The sequence below is a fragment of the Flavobacterium bomense genome, from assembly GCF_003970355.1.
In genome coordinates, this window is record NZ_RYDJ01000129.1 from 747 (window position 1) to 1329 (window position 583).

Genomic DNA, 583 nt, shown 5'->3' on the forward strand with positions numbered 1-583 from the left:
CAATCTTGTGAGATATCGTTGACTAATCTCTCTTTTTATGTAAATCTTTCAGGAATCAGTAGCGAAGATGGAGAACAATGTTTGGTTACTATGCAAGACATTAGCCAACTCAAAAAAGCAGAAATTGAAATAAAAATTAGTGAAGAAAAATACCGTACTCTTTTTGAATCGAACAGAGATAGTATCACCATATTTAGACTAGATTCTGATGGTAATCCAGGTAAATTCATTGAAACAAATAAAGCTACAACTGAAATTTTTGGTTATTCTAAAGCGGAGTTTTTAACTCAGAGTATTAAAGATATTGAAATTGTAACCGATAAAAGAATTGAAACTTACAAGTTTAAAGAAAAAATAAATTTTGAAACAATTATCAAAGACAAAGAAGGAAACCAGAGAAATGTTGAGATAGAAGCCACTTTAATTAGCTATCTTGATGAACCTGCGGTAATGTATATTATACGAGACATTACAGAGCGTAAACTATCTGAAGATAAAATTAGAAAAGTACAAGAGAATTTGGCTACCATCCTTGAATCTATACCTGATATTTTATTTGAAGTTGGGATTGACGGAAAGATAT

Annotated in this window: 1 protein-coding gene; it reads left to right on the plus strand. The window is 30.4% G+C overall.

Annotated elements, in window-relative coordinates; translation table 11 throughout:
• A partial coding sequence (locus EKL98_RS16135) for a PAS domain-containing protein (protein ID WP_199740735.1) occupies positions 1-583 on the plus strand: 583 nt, incomplete at both ends.